This window comes from Rufibacter soli (genome assembly GCF_054781795.1).
In genome coordinates, this window is the sequence record NZ_BAAGTS010000005.1 from 730,013 (window position 1) to 749,775 (window position 19,763).

The window sequence follows — 19,763 nt, forward strand, 5'->3', positions numbered from 1 at the left end:
AAGCCCCTTTTAGCATTGAGAGTGCCTTAGGGACTTACGTGGTGTTTTGAGCACGTTTTCAGGAAAACAGGCCTAAAACGCTCCCTCAGAAAATAAGGTAATACGCTTGCAACAGATTCTGGAAGGCGTTGGTGTACTGATGGTCTTTTTCCCGCACGGCCAGGGTCTCCTCCGTTACAACAGCAGCTTCCCGCGAATACGTGAAGATGCCCCGCAATAGTTTTCCGCCGGGTGTGGCCTCCAGCCAAAGGATTTTTTCCGTCTGGAAGCCAGCCGCCTGGGCCTCACGCTCAAAGACCCGGGCCTCATGCGGGGGCAGCAGAATATGCATTTTACCGGTGGGTGCCAGAAACTGCGTGGCGAAGGCCGTGATTTCAGTAAAAGATAAGGCTTCAGTGTGCTTGGCTTTGTTCTTGGCGGCATCCGGTGATTTCAACGAGGCCTGGAAAAACGGCGGGTTGCTTAGAATAACATCATAGGGCTCGGGCGAAGTCTGGGCAAACTGCTGCAGACTTACCGGGAACAGCCGCACCCGGTCAGCCCAAGGGCTTTGGGAAATATTTTCTTCGGCCTGGGCCGCCGCGTCTGGGTCTATTTCCACAGCGTCAATGACGGCACCTGGGGCCCGTTGCGCCACCATCAGACTCAACAGACCCGTGCCTGCCCCAATATCCAGAATGCGCATGGCCCCGCTTACCTGGGCATAGGCTCCCAGCACGCAGGAGTCTGTGCACACCTTCATGGCGCACCGGTCTTGCCTGATCAGAAACTGCTTAAACTGGAAATAGTCGTTGGCCACTTGGTTAATGTGCTAATTAGAAAATGGGCTGATGTGCTAGTTAGTGAAGATGGGTTACTATGAACACTTACTTAATTTGTGAAAACATGAGGGATTTAATGAGGCTAAAGTCAATTTCTGAATTCATCCATTATTGAAATGAATCAACTAGCACATTAGCACATTAACTCATTAGCACATTAGTTACTTGCTTCAAACCCTTTGTCTGGCGGAAGGTTGGGTTGGAGGGCGGCGGCGACGGCTAGTTCGTCGCAGCGTTCGTTCTCTGGGTGGCCGGCGTGGCCGCGTACCCAGACAAAGCGCACCTGGTGCTGGCGGTAAATCTTCAGGAAGCGTTGCCAGAGGTCGGGGTTGGCTTTGCCGGTGAAGCCTTTCTTTTCCCAGCCAAACACCCATTTCTTGTCTACGGCGTCTACCACGTACTTGGAATCTGAATAAACGGTGACGGGTATGCCGGGTTTGGTGATGGCTTCCAGGGCCACAATCACGGCCAGCAGTTCCATGCGGTTGTTGGTAGTTTTCTTAAAACCAGCGCTCAATTCCTTCACGTGCCGGCCGTAGCGTAAAATAGCACCGTAGCCGCCAGGGCCGGGGTTCCCGCGCGACGCGCCATCGGTAAAAATCTCTATCAAAATGGGTAGGGTTAGTCTGCTGCAAAATTACCTATTGCCGGGCTAGGACTGGTGCTTGGGCAAAAGATTATTTTAGTGGAGCTTCCGGCGGCCTATCAAAAAAGGCGTTTTGGGCCCGTTTTCAGAAAAACAGGCCTAAAACGGAGAAAGACAGTTTGTTTGGATCTTACTTCTCCTGGCTGATGGTGGCGTTAAAGCCCAGCCCCACAACCGGAATCTTTTCCCAGGTGCTTTGGCTGGTTTGCCTGAAATAGCAGTCCCGGTTAAGGAAACCTCCACTAAAGGATAAGCCTCCGTGCCCCAGGTCGCGCACCAGTTCCAGGGAAAGCAATACGTCAGATTCCAGGTAAATATGGCGGTTGCTCAAGTCAAGGGTAACACCATCGCCTATGTCTTTTTTGGCTACGTTTAGGTAAATGGGCTCCCGGAGGAGGTTTTTAGCGGGCCCGCTTTCCGTCATTTTATACACGTTTATCCTGAGAAAAAGGGTGTCATACTGGTTGCCGGCAATGTTGAAGGTGACTTTCTCCAGGAAAGAGGGCTTCTTGATTTTCAGGGCAATGCCTACTTCCGCACCCAGGCTGTTACTCTTGAACCCCGCCATGATTGATTTTGAGGTGGTGGTGTTGCCTACCACTTTGGTGACCGTTTTGCGGGGACGAACCACCACTTCCTGGAGGGCCACCGCCTGCTCCTTTAAGTGAATGATTGCGGCTTGGCCGGCATGTTTTTGCTTGAATTCGCTTACTATGAATTTTGAGGGAGCATAGCCAATGGCGGAAATAAGCAAGGTCTGGGCGTTCAGGGAATCAGGCAGGAGCAGAGAGAATTCGCCGTTGGCGGAAGAAACCGTGCCTACGTTCTTGCCCACCACGCCAATGTTCACGTAAGGCAGCGGTGCGTTTTTCTGGTCTACAATTTTACCCTGGAAGCGCTGGGCCTGGGTACTTATAGAAACGAGCAACAACAGGGCAAGCAGCAGGTTTTTCATGGAATAGGGTTTGCTGCAAGATGCGCAAAAGTAGACAAAGGTTGCCTGCGCCTCCAATAAAGATAAAGGCTGTTTTAGACCTGTTTTAGCCAAAACGGGCTTAAAACGGGTTAGAACGTCACGTTTGTTTTAAATAGCTTAATGGCAATAGCCAGCAGAATCACGCCAAACACCTTGCGCAGTACTTCGGTGCCGTTCTGGCCTAGTTTGCGTTCCAGCCAGTTAGAGCTCTTGAGTACCAGGTACACAAACAAGAGGTTAAGCAAGATGCCCACCAGTACGTTAGGCAAGGCGTAGGCAGAGCGCAGGGAAAGGAGGGTGGTCATGGTGCCGGCGCCCACAATCAGGGGGAAGGCCAGGGGAACAATGGAACCGGTTTTTACTTCGGGGTTAGAGTGGAATAGGTGAATACCCAGCACCATCTCCATGCCCATGAGAAAGATAATAATGGCCCCGGCAATGGCAAAAGAGGCAAAATCAATCCCGAAGAGTTTTAAGATACCGTCTCCCACAAACAGGAACACGATCATTAATACGCCGGCCACTAGGGTAGCTTTCTCAGATTGTATCACGCCTTCGCGCTGCCGCAACTGAATGATGATAGGAATAGAACCTAAAATATCAATGATGGCAAACAGGATAAGGCTAACAGAAACAATCTCTTTAAAGCTGAATTCAAACATAGGGGCGCAGGTCTAGGCGGCATGGGAACCGTTCAAGACGCGAAATTAGTGATAATGTGTGGAAATAAAATTCCGGAGCACGTCATATTCAGAATCCACGATAGCCGGGAAGTTGGCGATCCTGAACGTGTTCTTGGCCCAGGGGCCGTAGCCGTTACCCAAGGTAATGCTTCGGCCGGCGGCCTGACGCTTCACCTCCTGTACCCATTTATCTTGCCCCTTCACGGCCAGCACCGTGTGGGAGCGCACCTCGGGGTTCTCTACCAGTAACTGCATCTGCGGTTCCTCCTCCAGAAACGCGTACAGGTCCTGAGCGCGCTGCACCAGGTGCTGGTCTACATTTTTAATGAGCACCCGCGCCTCCAGCACCTTCTTGAGTAGGTACAGGTTGAGTACATTAGGCGTATAGGCCGTCTGGTAATTGAGCATTTTCTCGTACTGGAACACCAGGCTGTTGTAATGCCGCCGGTCATTGAGCGCCTTGGCCCGCTGAATGGTACGCGGGGAACACACCAACACTGACAACCCGGCCGGTAGCCCGAAGCATTTCTGTACCGAGGCAAACCAGATATCTGCCCTAATGAACTTGAGGTTGAGCCCGGCCATGCTAGAGGTGGCGTCTACGGCCAGCAATGGATCTTTGAACTGGTTCTGGAGCTTAAGTAGCGTGTTCATGCCCACCTGGGTGCCGTTAGAGGTCTCGGTTTGGGTCACGCAGATTACATCGGTGTCATCCTCCACGGGCAGGTTGGGTGCGTCCAGCACCTCGTCTAGCCCAAAGGCCTGGCCATAGGAATCGGGGCGCAGGCGCTTGGCATACTCGCACCATTTCTCCCCGAAGGCCCCATTGTACAAATGCAGGCTTTTGTTGGGCGTGAGGTTCTGGGCAATAATCTCCCAGCACTCGGTGGCCGAAGAGGTAAAGAAAATATAGTAGTCCTGGGGAATGTTGAGTTTGGTGCGCAGCAGCCCTACCAACTCCCGCATCATCTGCACAAAACGCTCGCCGCGGTGCGGAATACTGAGCATTCCCTCATCATAGGCCATGGTTAAGTAATCACGAACCTCGGGGTAGACTTGGGAGGGACCCGGATAAAAGTTAAGCATGGACAAGAGGGTTTGGTAGTGAACGTTTTGGGTAAGGGCAGCGGCACATAAGCGTTGGGGCAGGGTTGTTTTAGAGGTGTTTTCCTGAAAACAGGCCTAAAACGGAAATTGGAAACGGAAAACACGCCGAACTGTGCAACACGTGAAAAACGCCGCTAGGTTACGCTTTGGTGTAAGTAAAGCCCACCTTGTTTGGTTTCTGGCGCTCAAAGTGCTGCAGGGCAAGTCGATAACTTTCCAACCCAAACCCACTGATGCTTCCTACGGCCCGTCCGCCAATAAAAGTGACGTGCCGGTTGGCCTCCCGGGCGAACACATTGGAGATATGCACCTCCACCACCGGGGTTTCAATGGCAGCAATAGCATCTGCCAGGGCCAGCGAGGAATGCGTGTAGGCCCCGGCGTTAAAGACGATGCCTTGGTAATGAAACCCCACCTCGTGCAGCTTGTCAATAAGGGCGCCCTCAATGTTAGACTGGAAATACTCCAACTCCATATCTGGGAAAGCAGGAATAAGGTCTTTCTCCAGGTAGTCCTCAAAAGAGCGCGACCCGTAGATGGATTTCTCACGGCGGCCTAATAGATTAAGGTTGGGGCCGTTCAGGATCAGTATTTTCATAGTTCTGTCAGAATTTTACCAATACCCAAAAAAAGTAGGCTGGCGTCATGTCCAAAGGTACGGAATAACTACCTTTGGGTGGCTAGCCGGCAAGCCTTTTCTAAGCGTGCCGGCAAAAGGCCCTTTCTGTAGTTCTTTTTCCTTCCCCCCATGAACTGGTCTGTCAGTCTTTCCCAATTCCAAGGTTATCTCCAACTGGAGAAATCCTTGTCCGGCCACTCGGTTGAGGCCTATCTGCGCGATGTGCGCAAACTGGTGCAGTATTTTGAGGTCACCCAGCAAACTGTAGGGCCGCTGGCGGTAGAACCCACGCACCTGCAGGGGTTTCTGGAGTGGATCAATACCTTGGGCATGACCCCGCATACCCAGGCCCGCACCATCTCGGGTATACGGGCGTTCTACAAGTTCCTGATCATGGAAGACCTGCTCAACGCAGACCCCACCGAGACCATTGAAAGCCCCAAACTCAAGCGCAAACTGCCAGACACGCTCAGCTACCATGAGATTGTCAGCCTCTTTGATGCCATAGACGTGAGCACCCCCGAAGGCACCCGTAACAAAGCCATGCTAGAGACTCTCTATAGCTCTGGCCTACGGGTCACCGAACTGATAGAACTCAAAATAAGCAACCTGTATGAGGACCTGGGCTTCCTGCGCATCACCGGCAAGGGCAACAAAGAACGCCTGGTGCCCATTGGCCGCGATGCCCTCAAGTACATTAAACTCTACATGGACGGCGTTCGTCGGCACCAAACCATCAAGAAAGGGCACGAGGATTTTGTGTTCCTGAACCGCCGCGGCACCAGTCTAACCCGGGTTATGGTGTTCAGCATCATCAAAGACCTGGCCGCTAAGACCGGCCTGGAGAAAAGCATCAGCCCGCACACATTTAGGCACTCCTTTGCCACGCACCTCATTGAGGGCGGCGCCGATCTACGGGCCGTACAGGAAATGCTGGGCCACGAGTCCATCACCACCACCGAAATCTACACCCACCTGGACCGGGACTACCTGAAGCAGGTCATGCAGGAGTTCCACCCGAGGAGTTAGTAAGATTGTTGATTGCTGATTGTTCATTGTTTTGGCGCAGACCTGAGCTAGTTATGAGCACTTGGTGAGGAACCTCTTTTTCGTCCCCCTTTGAAGGGGGTAGGGGGATGACGCACTTCTGCTGATAGCTCCTAACCGGAATTCATCTTCTCTCATCTTCTGGTTCAAGTTTTCAACTTGGACCTACTTTAGACTGAAGTTTTCAACTTCAGTGAGGCGACAGCCTTAAAAACAATTTCTGAGATAAATCACGCTGGGTGGTACCTCTGCACGGGTAATCATCCTCCTACCCCCTTCAAAGGGGACGAAATGCATAGGGTGAGGCCAGGGCCTCAGGGAAGTTGGAAACTTCCCGAATGTTGGGTCCAAGTTGGAAACTTGAACTAGGAAAGGTTCGCTGGTGTAAACACCCCCCTTGCCCCCCTCGAGGGGGGAGTCTGCGGTGAAGAGGCGGCTTTTGCATTTATTTATTGCTACCGCGTTTTAAGCCTGTTTTTACAAAAACGGGCTCAAAACAGAGACTCTAAGAATGGGCGGAGTTCAAGAGTTCTTCCGCGGCCGCGAAGGGAGATTTCTGGCCGGTGGTTACCTGCTGGGCTACTTGTTCCCACTTTGCTTGTATAGCAGGATTCTGGTAGAATCGTTCTTCCAGGCTCTGCCTGATGCTGTGTTTGAGCCAATGCAGGTTCTGGTCCTGCCTCCGGCGATTAAAATACCCATTGTCTTGTGTGAGTTGCACGTAGTCCTGAATGGTTTTCCAGATAGCGGCTAATCCAGATTTCTCATAGGCAGAACAGACGCTAACCCGAGGGCTCCAGGTGGAGGCGCCTAATGGGAAGAGGTGCAGGGCGCTTTGGTACTCGGCCTGGGCGCTAGTGGCGGGATGCAGGTTGGCTCCGTCTGCCTTGGTGATAGCAATGGCATCGGCCATTTCCATGATGCCTTTCTTGATGCCCTGCAGTTCATCGCCGGCCCCGGCCAGCATCAGGAGCAGGAAAAAGTCCACCATCTCATGCACGGCGGTCTCAGACTGACCCACGCCCACGGTTTCCACGAAGATGACGTCAAAACCGGCGGCTTCACAGAGCAAGATGCTTTCCCGGGTGCTTCGGGCCACTCCGCCCAGGGTCTTGCCCGCCGGTGAGGGCCTTATGTACACCTGAGGGTGCACTGATAAGGTTTCCATGCGGGTTTTGTCGCCTAAGATGCTTCCGCCGGTGCGCTGGCTGGTGGGGTCAATGGCCAGAACGGCCAATTTCTTGCCGTGCTGTTCCACCAATACATTCCCGAAGGCCTCAATAAAGGTGCTTTTGCCCACGCCGGGCACGCCCGTGATCCCTACCCGCACAGACTTGCCGGTGTGGGGCAAAATCTTCTCCATGACTTGGTGCGCCAGAACCTGATCAGAAGGCAGGGTACTTTCCACCAGGGTGATGGCCCGGCTTAGCAATACCCGGTTCCCGGACAGGACTCCGGCGGCATATTCATCTGGCGAAAATCGTTTAGGCACGTGTATGAAGGTGTTTTCTGCGAACTACGCGAAAAGTACTAATTAATTGTTGATTGTTAATTGCTGATTGTTGCGCACTTGGCAGGACAATCAGCAATTAACAATCAACCACTTTTACTTTTGCTGTACCACGTACCCGGTAGGCGGGGTGAGGTTATGGAAATAGAAGCCCGGGAAGTTGGGTAGCCCAAACTCGCTTTTCTGGTTGCCCAGGCTCAGTCCATTGTCTTTGTAATCACAATTGGGGCCCAGCGCGTTAGGGTTTCTGATTACTCCTAAGTACCCGCTGCCGTTTCGGGCCACGTAAATGCGGCCATCTGGGCCTAGTTGCAGGGCGCCAATTTTGCGGCTCAGGCTTTTGGCTACCTGCAGGCCAGAGTGAATGATGGCGTCGGGGGTGCCGGCCTTCAGGTTGAACTGGAAAATACGGGCCTCACCGCCGGCAATGCCGTTTTTGCCGCCGTACAGTTTGCTGCCGTCCGGCGAGAATTCTACGCCATAGGCCTCTTCAAACTTGCCCAGATCTACCACGTTGGTCACCAGCCCGGTTGCGTTGTTAAAGTCAAAAAGCTCAATTTTATTCACAGGGGCCCAGGTAGCCACCGCCAGTTTATCGCCGGCCGGAGAGGCTTTCAGGAACCCAATGGCCGCGCCGTTGTCCCCGGTATGCATGGCGCCAATGCGGCTCTCCACGGGGGTAAAGGTAATGCCGTTGGCGGTGACGAGGTAAGCATAGAAAGCGGTGCTGTTCCAGCGGTGGGTAAGTACCCAGAAATCGCGGCCGTTGCGGTGTTTTACGGCGGTAAGCTTTTCGGTGACGGGCGCAAAGACGAGGTTGTTCTTGGAGACTACTTCGCCCAGGCCGCCGTTTTTGCTTATATCTACCACGTGGTACTGCAGCCCGTGGTCCTGGCCCTGAAAGTCGGTGGTGAATAAATAGAAGAGAGTGGAGGAGCCGGGTTTAGGCAGAATCAACGCAGATTGCACCGAGGATTCATGGCCTTTCAACTCGCTGCCGTTGGCCATAACCTGGTGGTTTTTGTTCCAGACCTGCATGCCATTGGAGTAAAACAGCAGATTGCCTTGGGCGTCTGAGATTACGGCGCTGCCTTCTTCGCTGAAGAGCATTCCGTTTTTAAGCGGCGCTGGCTCTGGTTGCGCAAAGGAGATGCCCGCTCTCCGGCCGAAGTACCAATTGGTGGCTTCTTTCTGGGCCATAGCCCCCAACGCCAAAAAACACAGGGGCAAAAATAACAAGGAACGCACGTACGTCTTCATCTCTTTCTCAACTAGTAAACCAGAAGGCACAAATCAAAGATTGCGCCAATTTCTTAGGTCTACACCGCAAGCGGTGCCCCAGTAGAGAAACGCCTGCCACCAGGAAAGTGACATAGCATCAGAAAGAAAAAGTTGTTGGAAGAACAGGCCTCTCCAACTGCCTGAGGGGCTGGCAGACTAAGATCACTGAACTGTTCTAAAGAAACAGGATAAGGGAAAAGCAAACGAATGCCATAAGAAGCAAAGGGAAAAACAGGGGAGCTTAGATTTTTTCCTTTACTGATTTACTGTAGATGGCGCATAAAACTTTAGCCTGTTGGGGAGCTTGCTGGTAAGCTGGACCTTGGGCTAGGGGCTTTTCACTTAAAAAGGGAGTTCCCTTGCTATCTGAGAGGATAGTTACCGAGTTAAGAAAGAGCATCAGGGTGATGCCTAAGGTGACACGTAGTTTCATAAAGGGCAGCGTTAGGTTGGAGCGGGGATTCGAATATAATAACTATATTCATAAATACTAGTAATTATTTAAGTTTTAACACTTTTTAACGAAAAACTACCTAGTGGTAAGTGGTTGAAGGTGAGTGAGTAACTCAAATAGAGGGGTGAGACCTAATAATTGAAGGTCAGGAAATGAAAATCCCGCCCCTAATCCCTGAAAACTTCTTTTTTCAGGGATTAGGGGCGGGAAAGAAAGACTCTGTTTTAGAGGCGTTTTTGGAAAAACAGGCCCAAAACGCTACTTAAAACCTGGCGCGGTTCTCCAGACTCGCTAGGCAATAACTACGCTTTCAGCAACTTCTCCAGAATGTCCTGCGCAGCTACGCTAATCACCGTACCTGGTCCGAACACGCCTGCTACGCCCGCATCATACAGGAACTGGTAGTCTTGGGCGGGTATTACCCCACCGGCAATAACCATTATGTCCTCGCGGCCTAGTTTTTTCAATTCAGCAATAAGGGAAGGAATCAACGTTTTGTGGCCGGCAGCCAAGCTGCTGACCCCCACCACGTGCACGTCATTTTCGGCGGCTTGCAGCGCTACTTCCTCTGGAGTTTGGAACAATGGGCCTAGGTCCACGTCAAAGCCTAGATCTGCGAAGGAGGTGGCAATGACTTTAGAACCACGGTCGTGGCCATCCTGGCCCATCTTGGCCACCATGATACGGGGCCGACGGCCTTCCTGGGTAGCAAATTGATCAGCGAGGGCCTGGGCCTTGCCGAAGTTCTCATCGTCTGAAATCTCTGAACTGTACACGCCTGATATGGATCTGATGGTGGCCCGGTGACGGCCGAATACTTTTTCTAAGGCATAGGAGATCTCGCCCAGACTGCAACGCACGCGGGCGGCCTGCACGGCCAGTTCCAGCAGGTTACCCTCACCGGTCTCGGCGGCGTTGGTCAAAGCGTCCATGGCGGCGAAGACGGCGGCGTCATCGCGGTTTTCGCGCAGGTGCGCCAGGCGGGCTAACTGTGATTCGCGGACGGCGGTGTTGTCAATGTCCAGGATCTCCAGTTTCTCCTCAGATTCTGGTTTGTATTTATTCACGCCCACAATCACGTCTTTGCCGGCATCAATGCGCGCCTGTTTGCGCGCGGCAGCTTCTTCAATGCGCATTTTAGGGAGCCCGGTTTCAATAGCTTTGGCCATGCCACCCAGGCGTTCCACCTCCTGGATCAAATCCCAGGCGCGGTGCGCGAGTTGGTGGGTGAGGCCCTCCACGTAATAAGAGCCGCCCCAGGGGTCTACGGTCTTGGTAATGTGCGTTTCCTGTTGCAGGTAAATCTGGGTGTTACGGGCAATGCGCGCCGAAAAATCAGTGGGTAGGGCAATGGCCTCGTCCAGGGCGTTGGTGTGCAGGCTCTGGGTTCCGCCCAAAGCGGCGGCCAGGGCCTCCACGGTGGTGCGGGCCACGTTGTTGAACGGGTCCTGTTCGGTGAGGCTCCAGCCACTGGTTTGGCAGTGCGTGCGCAGGGCCAGGGACTTATCGCTCTTAGGGTTGAACTGCTTGATGAGTTTGGCCCACAGCATACGGGCGGCGCGCATCTTGGCAATCTCCATGAAGTGGTTCATACCAATGGCCCAGAAGAACGACAGACGCGGCGCGAAAGTGTCAATGTCCATACCTGCGGCCAAACCGGTGCGCACATATTCCAAGCCGTCTGCCAGGGTGTAGGCCAACTCCAAATCGGCCGTGGCCCCGGCTTCCTGCATGTGGTAGCCCGAGATGGAGATGGAGTTGAATTTGGGCATGTGCTGGGAGGTGTACGCGAAGATATCCGCTATAATCTTCATGCTGGGCTCCGGCGGATAGATGTAGGTGTTGCGCACCATAAACTCCTTCAGGATATCATTCTGAATGGTGCCGCTCAACTGCTCCGGTTGTACGCCCTGTTCCTCTGCCGCCACAATGTAGAACGCCAGAATAGGCAATACCGCCCCGTTCATGGTCATAGACACGCTCATCTGGTCCAGCGGAATCTGGTCAAACAGAATCTTCATGTCCAGGATGGAGTCGATCGCCACGCCGGCCTTGCCCACATCACCTACCACGCGCGGATGGTCAGAGTCATAGCCTCGGTGCGTGGCTAGGTCAAAGGCCACTGAGAGTCCTTTCTGCCCGGCCGCCAGGTTGCGGCGGTAGAAGGCGTTGGACTCTTCGGCGGTACTGAAGCCGGCGTACTGCCGGATGGTCCAGGGATTCTTGACGTACATGGTGCTGTACGGTCCTCGCAGGTAGGGCGGCAAACCGGCGGCAAAGTCCAGGTGCTCAAAGCCGGCTGTGTCTTCCTTGGTGTAGAAGTTCTGCAACGGCAGGCGCTCGGCGGTTTTCCAGCTTTTAGGTTCCGTTTTGGGCCTGTTTTCTGAAAAAGAGCCCTGAAACGTAAAAGGTATCTTAGTGAAATCTGGTTTCATAGGGTTGGTGTCAAGTTGCAAGAATCAAGAAAAAAGGCTCCTGCGGATGTTGTCATAATTAGGTGCGTCGCTTTCTTCTTTGTCATCCTGAAAGTACCTTGCGGATCAGCTGTAATTTAGGCGGCCACATGCAAACCACTGTACTTTTCGACTGACCTAAGACTAAGTTGTAAAATTGTTTCATCGCTTCAGCCTGTTTAGTTCGCCTACAAGTTCCTTTCAGGATGACAAGAGGGGAGAGTGACTCAGGACTCAAAACTCAGAACTCAGGACTCAGGACTAGGCGCTACGCGCCCAGCCGTTCCTGTATGCGGGTGATGATTTCTTTTGTGTCACAGCCTTGGAAAAGGAATTCATCAAAGCCATGGGCCTTCAGTTCATCTTTCAGGTGCAGGGGATTATCCGCTAGAATCAAGGCAGGGCTTTCCTGGTGCTGGGTGCGCATGCCTTTGGCGAACTCCTCCGCGAAGTCTGCAAACGCCTGTTCTGGAGTAGCCATCACAATCACCTGGGCATCTAAAGGTTTTACCTGGGCCAAGGCTTCTTGCACCGAATTCACCTTCAATACTTGGGTAGTGAAGCCAGAACAGGTAAAAAACTCGCGCGCAAAAGAGGCATGGATATTTTCCTGGAGGGCATTCCCCAAATGGACCACCAACGCATGCGGGCGACGTTTTTTCTTCCGGAAATGCAGTTCCGTGGCCAACCGCATCACTTCATAGGAGTAGGAGGCACGGGTGCTGTCAAACTGCTTGCTCTGGATCAGGTTTTCAGGGTCAAAATCATGCTGCTCATTGGGATTGGGGTATTTATTGGTACCCAGGATGACTTCTTTGCCAGTGGCAATGTCCTTGAACTTCTGGTGGCTGGTTTCTTTGATCAGATCTTGGATGAAACCAGCAGCAGAGGCCGCCAGAAACCCGCCATACCCTTCAATTTCCTGGAACAGGGCCCAGGCCTTTTCGGCTATTTCCTGGGTGAGGTGCTCTAGATAGTAAGAGCCGGCGGCGGGGTCAATGGCCTGGTCAAGGTAGGCCTCTTCTTTGAGAATGATGGGGATGTTGCGGGCAATACGCTCACTAAAGGCGTTGTTTTCCCTAAAAGTACTGTCAAACGGTTCTACTTCCACTGAATCGGCGCCGCCAATAATGGCACTCATCATTTGGGTAGTGTGGCGCAGTAAATTAGTATGTGGGTCCAGCGTGGCCTGGTGCCACCGGGAGGTAGATACGTGTATGCGCAGCGCGCCGGCCACTTCTTTTGGGGCTTTGTAGGCTTCCACCACTTTGGCCCAGAGCAGGCGCGCGGCGCGCAGCTTGGCTATCTCAAAGAAATAGTTGGTGCCGGCGGTGAGGTGGAACTGCATGTTCTGTAAAATGCGCTCTACCGGCAAGATCTCATGCGTTAACCCATTGGTGTAACAGACGGCAATGGCCAGGGTAATGGCGATTTCCTGTACCAGCGTGGCGCCTTTGTTACTGAAATGGGAGCCATTGATGGTAAGGGCGTAAAATTGGTCTGCGTCCAGCGACTGCTCCAACAAATGTCTTGCGTGGTCCATGTCCAGCAGCTTGTAGCTTTCTGAAGACATGATTGGCGCACATTTGAGGAAGCCCTGCAACTGGCTAAGGTTTATGCCTTGTCTTCTTAACCCGGTAATGAGGTGGTGCAGAAAATTAGCCGCTTCCGTGGAAACGGTATAAGAGACGGGCACCTTGGTCAGGTCCAGGTGCTGGATCAGGTAATCGCAGTCAAACTCAAACCCATTCATAATAATGAAATGGATACCGTCTGCCCCGCGGGTCAGCACATCGGCGGCTTTGTCTACGGCCTCGTGGCCCTTGCCGGTGGCGTGGATGGCCTGCAGGTTCAGCCAGTTGTTGCTCGTTTTCTTGGCAGTGCGCAGGTAAGGGAATTGCCCTGGCCTGGAGGCATAGGCTGGGTCAGCAGGGAGATCTTCTTTGGTATAAAATGGGGCAATGCCAATCCCCTCATAGCTTTGCCACTGCAGGTCTGCGGGATCAGCGCCTTTTAAATCTTGTTTTATTTTAGAGGCCCACTGCTCGGCGGTTACTGGCTCAAACTCTGGGAATAAAGCCTCTGAAGAGGGGATTTCTGTCATACAATTGCAAGCGAATGAAAGAGTAAATATAGCTTTTTGGCTGAACTGTTCTACGGCTACCAACGGAAATCAGCCAGCCGTTTTGGGTGGGTTTGGGTAATTATGGGTTAGAAAGAGGTAGTGGGGGAGGAAGATTTAATTGAATTCGGTATCTAGGTTCTATTGAGTGGGCTTAATCCTCTTGGTATTCTTTTCTTTTAGATAGGGCATTTCGCTGGTTGCTATTGTTTGAATTTGTGCACGCCTTTCCGCCTGCTGCTGGCGTGGTGCCTGTTCTTGCCTTAAGCCCTTATGCTTTTCAGTTGCATAGTTTCCCTCCGAGCGCTCACGGCCGCGGGGCCCCGTCTTTCCCCCTCGCACTGCCCTTGCGGCCTAGCTGTAATCTGCTCTTAGCTATAGTCTTTCTATGGCCACAAGCGAGGCGCTCGAAGTAAAGACTGGAATTGGGAAATACGTGGGGATGATGTTCTTTAATGACCGCATTGGGGCTGTTGGCGTTTTGGGCATGTTTTTCCAAAAGCAGCCTCGAAACGCACTACTGCCTGACAATTTCCAGTACCGCTTACTAAGCGCAGACTCTCCCCTTGAGGGGAGATTAAGAGGGGTGTTTACATCAGTATGTCTTTTCTGGTTCAAGTTTCCAACTTGGACCCACCATTTGGGAAGTTTTCAACTTCCCTGAGGCCTGGGCCTCACTTTACGCCTATCGTCCCCCTGTGAAGGGGGTAGGGGATGACTACTCTTGCAGATCAATCGTACCAAGACTTTCCTTAATTCAAATCTAAAGGCCTAAGCTACTAAACAAACCATGTTCTTCATCCGCCGCGGCTATTCTAGAAACCATAACCGAGTAAACTCCGTCTCTACTCTTCATGGACATCGCAGAAGATAAATTATACATAGGTACCTCTGGGTACAGCTACGCCTGGAAAGGCATCTTCTACCCGGAAGACATAAAATCAGCGGAGATGTTGCCATTTTATGCGCAGCACTTCAACTGCACCGAGGTCAACAGCAGTTTCTACCATTTCACCATGGAAAAGACCATCCTGAAATGGCTGGAAATCACCCCGCCGCATTTTAAGTTCGCGCCCAAATTGCACCGCTCCATTACGCATGAAAGCCGGCTGCAGAATGTAGAGGAGCCGCTTAGAAAATGGATGGACCGTTTCCTGCTGATGGGTGACCGCTTAGGGCCGGTGCTGGTACAGTTGCCGGGCTCTTTCCACTACAATGAGCTCATCGCGAAGCATTTCTTCACCCTGCTCCGGAAACTCTACCCAAACACGGTGTTTGCCCTGGAAGTGCGCCACGCCTCCTGGCATGCCGAGGAAGTGCTGGAACTGCTGGAAGAATTCAATATTACGCTGGTGGTGATTAGTGCCGGAAAGAAATGGCCCGCCCTGGCTACCTCTACCACCAATACGGTCTACATGCGGCTGCATGGCCATGAGCAACTTTACCGCGGATCTTACCCCGAGGAGGAACTGGAACGGTTTGCCTACATGGCGCAGGATTGGCTGTTAGACGAGAAAACGGTGTGGTGCTTTTTCAACAACACCATTGGCGGCAATGCCACGGTAGATGCCCAGAAGCTTAGGCAGCTCCTCCTGAATCTTTAGCTGTGCTGGTAGAGGTGCCAGGCCCATTGTCCCGCCCACCAGGCCGCCACAAGCCACAGGAAAATGATGACCGCAGCGGCAATTCGGTTTTTCCCGAGTGGAAGACTGCCTTCCTGCGCCACCCGCTGTCTGAACTCCTCCAGTAGGGGCGGTGGAATTAATTTAATGGAAAGCCAGATGCCCAGTGGTAAAAGCAATAAGTCGTCCAGGTAGCCAAGTATGGGAATGAAATCGGGGATAAGGTCAATGGGGCTTAAGGCGTAGGCAACCGTGATACTAGCCACAAGCTTGGCCAAAAAAGGCACCCGCGCATCGCCAAGCGCCAGCGCCAGGGCCTTGATATCGGCCTTTAACCGTTTGGCCCACGCTTTCAGTTGTTGCCACATTCTTTATGGAGGTTAGTGCCCTAAAAAAAACGAAAAGCGTTTTAAGCCTACTTTTCAGAAAACAGGCTGTAAACGGATTGTTCATTGTTGATTGTTAATTGTCAGCTGTTGATCAAATTCGAACAATCAGCAATTAACAATCAACAATTAAAAAATCTCCGCCAGCATACACCGGGCGCTTCCGCCGCCGTGGGCCTCAATGGTTCTTAGGTCGGCGCGGACCATTTTGGTGAGGCGGTTGAGTTCTTCAAACTGGTCTTTGCGCAGGGCCTTATAGCCTTTCTCAGACATGATCAATACAGGCTCGCCGGCCTTGTTCCGGACCTGCAACATGTTGCCCGCCATCTTCTTTACCTGCGCCAGGCTCAGGTCAATGATCTCCTTGCCGGTATCTACCAGTGCTTCCAGTAAAAGGCCTTGTTCGGCTTCATCAGGTATCGCCTCCAGGCACACAAGCGCGAAGTCTACGCCAATGCTCATTATTACGTTGGTGTGGTAAATGGGCAGGTTATTGCTATCTACACCGTGAAACGCCACAGGGCGGTATCCCATTTTCTCGCAGAACACTTGCAGCGGCTCTGGGTGGGTGCGGTCAGAGAGGCAGGCATAGGCGATTTTATGTTGGCGGTCCAGCACCAGGCTACCGGTGCCTTCCAGAAACTTGCCTTCTTTTTCAAAATAGGTGAGGTCTATGACTTCAGTGAAGGGCAAGCCGTGCTCTTCCTGTAACTGGGCCAGCAATTCCGGGTGGCGTTCCTGGCGGCGGATAGGGGAGAACATGGGGTAGAGCACTACTTTGCCTCCTTTATGGAAGGAGATCCAGTTGTTGGGGAAAATGGCGTCTGGGGTAGAGGGCGTTTCAGGGTCATTGACCACTACGGCGTCTACTCGCGCGGCCCAGAGCTTGAGCAAGAACTGGTTAAACTCGTCTAACGCCTTTTGCTGCACTTTCTCTTCGGCGCCCGCCGGTACTTCCTGCTGAAAAGCGTTGGAGGCGGCGGTCTCTGGGTTCGCCCCAAAGGCCGATGGGCGCACCAGCAGTACCTGGGTGGCTAAAGGGTAATCAGGGTGGGTAGGGAGTTGGTTGGTTTCCATGGCGGGGCCTGTTCAAGCAAGTTACCCGCAAGATACGCCAATTAAAGAAACCCCGTTTAGGAAAAATGCCCGCTGGGTAGCTTTAGGTCGGGGTAAAAATGAAAAACCGTTTTGGGGCTGTTTTCTGAAAAACGGCCCCAAAACGGGATAGACCTAAAAGGTAAAAAGGGTTGGTAAATATCTTGGTTGGGAATTACCCCTCGGCAGGTGTTGCGGGCGGGGTCCCCTTTTTAAAGGATATGGCTTTTATACGCCAGAAATAACGGAAGCAGCGGCCCATAATGTTTCTGAAGCTCTTTGGGAAGGTGGCCCGGCACCAGCGTTTCAGTTCTCTTATCTCATGGGTGAGTAACAACCGCAGGCATTTTCTGAGTTCTTTCTCAAACAAGGCCACGTCAAAACTAACTTTAAGGAGAATGAATTTGCTGTACTGCAGGTAAGAAATGCTCATGGTTTCTGGAACGGTGGTAAAGGTAATTCGCCCTTGGGCAATACGCGTGGAACGGTTTTTGAATTCTGGCCTCTCAGTAATAGAAGGCGGTGTACTGAATTAACGGGGATCCTAAGCAATAAGTATAGTTGGCGTCATGAAGGCCCGCCGGAAAAGCAGGCCGGCCCAGGTGGCGCGGTACGGGAAAAGGGGAAGGAGGTCCCGCTGTCAACCCAGCCTGTCACCTGCGGCGAATCATGAGAAGGCCTTTGAAAGGACTCTGGTGAAGATAACGGCAGGCGCCAATTGCCAGGCTTTCTGGCCTTCTGGTAGGCGGGTATCTTCTGGTGATTTTCCGCCTTAGGCATAAGCCCTGACAGGGCCAACGCCTTGTGCCATTGTACGTGGCCTATCTCCAGGTAAAGCTGTAGCATGGGTGTTCAGGCAGAAAAACCATTAACCACCGGCTAACTACCGGTATTGAACAAGTATAGTGAAAAACTGCTTCATTGTCAAGTGGTTATATTGGGAACCGTTTGCCGGTTTATGACCGTTTTGGTATTATTTAACGGCCAATCCTCTGTGAGCGGTGTCTAAGGCACTTTGGGTTTTTACCAAAGGCAGGCGTATCTTTGAGCAAATCAGTATTTACAACATGAAATTTTTTTTGACTAGTTTTTCGGCCCGATTTGTAGCCCTGGGCCTGGGGGTAGCCTTAGCCACCACTGGCTGTCAACGGCCCCTTACCCCCTCGGCGCAGCTGGGTAACCCAACCGATATACCGGTGAACATGCAGGTGGCGGCAGACCCAACCGCCGAAAAAACAATTATCCCTTACCGCACCCGCGTAGACCAAACCATGAACGAGGTAGTAGGGCAGGCACCTATTGCCCTGGAAAAAGGAGTCATTGAATCTGCCCTGGGAAATTTCGTGGCCGACCTTACCCGTACCCAATCCATGGCGGTATACAAAAAGCCCATAGACATGGGGGCCGTGACCAGCGGAAGCCTGCGCAACCCCATAGACAAAGGCCCAATCACCGTAGGTGATGTCTTTGAACTGATGCCCTTTGAAAATGAATTGCTTGTCTTGACCCTTCCGGGGCAGACGGTGCAGGAGATGTTTGATTTTGCCGCCCGCACCCAGATATTGTCTGTGGCCAATGCCACTTACACCATGCGTAACGGTAAGGTAGAGAGCATCTTCATTGATCAAAAGCCTTTTGATCCCTCCAAAACCTACACCATTGCTATCTCAGATTACTTAGCCAACGGCGGCGACAACATGAGCTTTCTGAAGAAAGCCCTTAAGACAGAGCAAGTGGGCTTACTGGCCCGGGATGCCATCATGAAAGAGATAAAGCAACGCAACGCCCAAGGCAAGACTATTTCCGCTGAGAAAGACGGTCGCGTAAAAGTGCTGAATTAGATGTTAGACAATAGATGTTAGATGCTAGATTTTTAGAGGCTTTCAAGGAGCAGTCTAAAATCTAACATCCAACATCTAGTATATCCAAAGAAAATGAAACGCAGGGATTTTATAAAGAGTACCTTGGCCGGGACGGCTGGTTTGGCGGTGTTGGGCTTACCAAGTATTGGTAGCGCCGCCGCGACCTCTATTAAACTGACTATTCTGCACACCAATGACATGCACTCGCGCATTGACCCGTTTCCTAATGACGGGCGCAAAAACGGTGGTATGGGCGGCATGGCCCGAAGAGCTACACTGGTAAAGCAGATCAGGGCGCAGGAACCTAATGTGCTGTTGCTGGATGCCGGTGACATCTGGCAGGGAACGCCCTACTTCAACTTCTTCGGGGGCGAACTGGAGTACAAGCTCATGACCCAGATGGGCTATGACGCCGCCACCCTGGGAAACCATGATTTTGACAACGGCCTGGAAGGTCTGCAGAAGCAGTTGCCAAACGCGGGGTTCCCGTTCATCATCGCCAATTATGACTTTACAGACACCATTCTGCAGGGGCGTTTCAAGCCTTATAAGGTGTTCCAGAAAGAAGGGCTTAAGATTGGCGTGTTTGGGTTGGGTATTCAGCTGTCCGGTATTGTGGCAGACAACAACTACGGCAACACCAAATACCTAGACCCCGTGGCCACGGCCCAGAAAATGGTGAAGATTTTAAAGGAGCAGGAGAAAGTAGACCTGGTCATCTGCCTGTCGCACTTGGGTTATAAGTATGAGTATCAGAAAATTGACGACGTGAAACTGGCTACCCAGGTAAGCGGCATTGACCTGATCATTGGCGGTCACACCCATACATTCTTAGATGAGCCAGACCGCGTGACTCACCCCAGCGGACACGTGACGCTGGTGAACCAAGTGGGTTGGTCGGGCATCAATTTAGGCCGCATAGACTTTACATTTGACAGAAAGAAGAAAACAAAAACAGCCACTACGGCCTCTGTTCTGCCTTTGGATAATAGTGTCAATATTTCATAAGGTTCAAGTTTTTTGTTCAAGAGTTTTTTTTCATTTTTGTAGCCCTCTGGAAATTTTAGACACTCAAAAAA

General features: G+C 52.2%; 18 protein-coding genes. 4 read left to right on the forward strand and 14 right to left on the reverse strand.

The window, feature by feature from the left end; genetic code table 11:
• Positions 1-85: 85 nt before the first annotated feature.
• From ACYVJQ_RS17405 to ACYVJQ_RS17430, 6 genes are all read right to left on the reverse strand, one after another.
• Complete coding sequence (locus ACYVJQ_RS17405; RefSeq protein WP_460894385.1) at positions 86-799, reverse strand: tRNA1(Val) (adenine(37)-N6)-methyltransferase; 714 nt, start codon at positions 797-799, stop codon at positions 86-88.
• Between the two features lie 179 nt (positions 800-978).
• Positions 979-1,431, reverse strand: a complete 453-nt coding sequence (gene rnhA / locus ACYVJQ_RS17410) for a ribonuclease HI (RefSeq protein ID WP_460894386.1) — start codon at positions 1,429-1,431, stop codon at positions 979-981.
• A 166-nt stretch (positions 1,432-1,597) separates the two neighbouring features.
• Positions 1,598-2,422, reverse strand: a complete 825-nt coding sequence (locus ACYVJQ_RS17415; protein ID WP_460894387.1) for a carboxypeptidase-like regulatory domain-containing protein — start codon at positions 2,420-2,422, stop codon at positions 1,598-1,600.
• A gap of 110 nt (positions 2,423-2,532) precedes the next feature.
• On the reverse strand, positions 2,533-3,105 hold the full coding sequence (locus ACYVJQ_RS17420) for a MarC family protein (protein WP_460894388.1): 573 nt from the start codon (positions 3,103-3,105) through the stop codon (positions 2,533-2,535).
• Between the two features lie 45 nt (positions 3,106-3,150).
• Positions 3,151-4,212 carry an aminotransferase class V-fold PLP-dependent enzyme gene (locus ACYVJQ_RS17425; RefSeq protein WP_460894389.1) on the reverse strand — a complete coding sequence of 354 codons (1,062 nt, stop codon included), beginning with the start codon at positions 4,210-4,212 and terminating at the stop codon, positions 3,151-3,153.
• 160 nt (positions 4,213-4,372) lie between these two features.
• A complete protein-coding gene (locus ACYVJQ_RS17430) occupies positions 4,373-4,831 on the reverse strand; it encodes a type II 3-dehydroquinate dehydratase (protein WP_460894390.1) in 459 nt (152 codons plus the stop codon).
• 150 nt (positions 4,832-4,981) lie between these two features.
• Here ACYVJQ_RS17430 and xerD point away from each other — a divergent pair, with 150 nt between their 5' ends.
• Positions 4,982-5,881, forward strand: a complete 900-nt coding sequence (gene xerD / locus ACYVJQ_RS17435; protein ID WP_460894391.1) for a site-specific tyrosine recombinase XerD — start codon at positions 4,982-4,984, stop codon at positions 5,879-5,881.
• 523 nt (positions 5,882-6,404) lie between these two features.
• On the opposite strand, the gene meaB is transcribed toward xerD, so the two are convergent.
• The 5 genes from meaB to ACYVJQ_RS17460 form a co-directional block, all read right to left on the reverse strand.
• A complete protein-coding gene (gene meaB, locus ACYVJQ_RS17440; protein ID WP_460894392.1) occupies positions 6,405-7,391 on the reverse strand; it encodes a methylmalonyl Co-A mutase-associated GTPase MeaB in 987 nt (328 codons plus the stop codon).
• A 114-nt stretch (positions 7,392-7,505) separates the two neighbouring features.
• Positions 7,506-8,609, reverse strand: coding sequence for a YncE family protein (locus tag ACYVJQ_RS17445; protein ID WP_460894393.1), 1,104 nt, complete (start codon positions 8,607-8,609; stop codon positions 7,506-7,508).
• A gap of 322 nt (positions 8,610-8,931) precedes the next feature.
• Complete coding sequence (locus ACYVJQ_RS17450; RefSeq protein WP_460894394.1) at positions 8,932-9,123, reverse strand: hypothetical protein; 192 nt, start codon at positions 9,121-9,123, stop codon at positions 8,932-8,934.
• A gap of 323 nt (positions 9,124-9,446) precedes the next feature.
• A complete protein-coding gene (scpA, locus tag ACYVJQ_RS17455; RefSeq protein ID WP_460894395.1) occupies positions 9,447-11,579 on the reverse strand; it encodes a methylmalonyl-CoA mutase in 2,133 nt (710 codons plus the stop codon).
• 286 nt (positions 11,580-11,865) lie between these two features.
• Positions 11,866-13,701 carry a methylmalonyl-CoA mutase family protein gene (locus tag ACYVJQ_RS17460; protein WP_460894396.1) on the reverse strand — a complete coding sequence of 612 codons (1,836 nt, stop codon included), beginning with the start codon at positions 13,699-13,701 and terminating at the stop codon, positions 11,866-11,868.
• 872 nt (positions 13,702-14,573) lie between these two features.
• Between ACYVJQ_RS17460 and ACYVJQ_RS17465 the strand changes: the two genes are divergently transcribed.
• On the forward strand, positions 14,574-15,323 hold the full coding sequence (locus ACYVJQ_RS17465) for a DUF72 domain-containing protein (RefSeq protein WP_460894397.1): 750 nt from the start codon (positions 14,574-14,576) through the stop codon (positions 15,321-15,323).
• Here the strand turns inward: ACYVJQ_RS17465 and ACYVJQ_RS17470 are convergent.
• From ACYVJQ_RS17470 to ACYVJQ_RS17480, 3 genes are all read right to left on the reverse strand, one after another.
• Positions 15,320-15,709, reverse strand: coding sequence for a YkvA family protein (locus tag ACYVJQ_RS17470; RefSeq protein WP_460894398.1), 390 nt, complete (start codon positions 15,707-15,709; stop codon positions 15,320-15,322). The two genes, ACYVJQ_RS17465 and ACYVJQ_RS17470, sit on opposite strands and share 4 nt — an antisense overlap.
• Positions 15,710-15,856: 147 nt before the next feature.
• Entirely contained in the window at positions 15,857-16,804 is a 948-nt protein-coding gene (gene ctlX, locus ACYVJQ_RS17475; RefSeq protein ID WP_460894399.1) for a citrulline utilization hydrolase CtlX, read from the reverse strand.
• A gap of 193 nt (positions 16,805-16,997) precedes the next feature.
• Positions 16,998-17,255: a hypothetical protein gene (locus tag ACYVJQ_RS17480; protein WP_460894400.1), complete on the reverse strand. Its 258-nt coding sequence runs from the start codon at positions 17,253-17,255 to the stop codon at positions 16,998-17,000.
• A gap of 634 nt (positions 17,256-17,889) precedes the next feature.
• Here ACYVJQ_RS17480 and ACYVJQ_RS17485 point away from each other — a divergent pair.
• Both ACYVJQ_RS17485 and ACYVJQ_RS17490 read left to right on the forward strand, forming a co-directional pair.
• Positions 17,890-18,663 (forward strand): 5'-nucleotidase C-terminal domain-containing protein, encoded by a 774-nt coding sequence (locus tag ACYVJQ_RS17485; protein WP_460894401.1) that lies wholly within the window; start codon positions 17,890-17,892, stop codon positions 18,661-18,663.
• Between the two features lie 93 nt (positions 18,664-18,756).
• The gene (locus tag ACYVJQ_RS17490; protein WP_460894402.1) at positions 18,757-19,692 is read left to right on the forward strand and encodes a bifunctional metallophosphatase/5'-nucleotidase; all 936 of its coding nucleotides are present in this window, start codon (positions 18,757-18,759) and stop codon (positions 19,690-19,692) included.
• The last annotated feature ends 71 nt before the right edge of the window (positions 19,693-19,763 follow it).